Here is a 548-nt window from a genome sequence, read left to right as displayed (position 1 = left end):
GAAAAGATACAGGTACGTGTAGGCGAAAAAGTTCCGCTTGATGGTATTCTGCTTTCTGAAAAGGGTTCTTTTAATACCGCCGCCTTGACAGGCGAAAGCAAACCTGATACGATTGCTAAAGGTGATACTGTTTTTGCAGGAAGCATAAATCTTGATGGTGTAATCGAGATTGAAACCACTAAAGAATTTAAAGACAGTTCCATTGCACGAATTCTGGATATGGTGCAAAATGCTACTGCCAGAAAATCAAAGACCGAATTGTTCATCAGAAAATTTGCTCGGATTTATACACCTATCGTTGTATTCTTGGCAATTGGACTGACGTTTTTGCCCTACTTTTTCGTGGATGATTATGTGTTTAGGGATTGGTTGTACCGAGCGTTGATATTCCTTGTGATTTCGTGCCCTTGTGCTCTGGTCATTTCCATTCCTCTCGGCTATTTTGGCGGATTGGGTGCGGCATCTCGCAACGGTATTCTTTTTAAAGGTGCATCCTTTTTAGATGCAATGACCCAAGTAAACACGGTCGTAATGGACAAAACAGGAAC

General features: G+C 41.6%; 1 protein-coding gene. It reads left to right on the top strand.

Annotation, left to right across the window (positions count from 1 at the left end):
- Nucleotides 1-548: HAD-IC family P-type ATPase (locus FT986_RS01040; RefSeq protein ID WP_147863430.1), on the top strand; the 548-nt coding region annotated here is incomplete at both ends.

This window comes from Mesonia sp. K4-1 (genome assembly GCF_008017825.1).
Classification (GTDB): Bacteria; Bacteroidota; Bacteroidia; order Flavobacteriales; family Flavobacteriaceae; genus Mesonia.
This window is presented reverse-complemented; position numbering and strand designations above follow the sequence as displayed.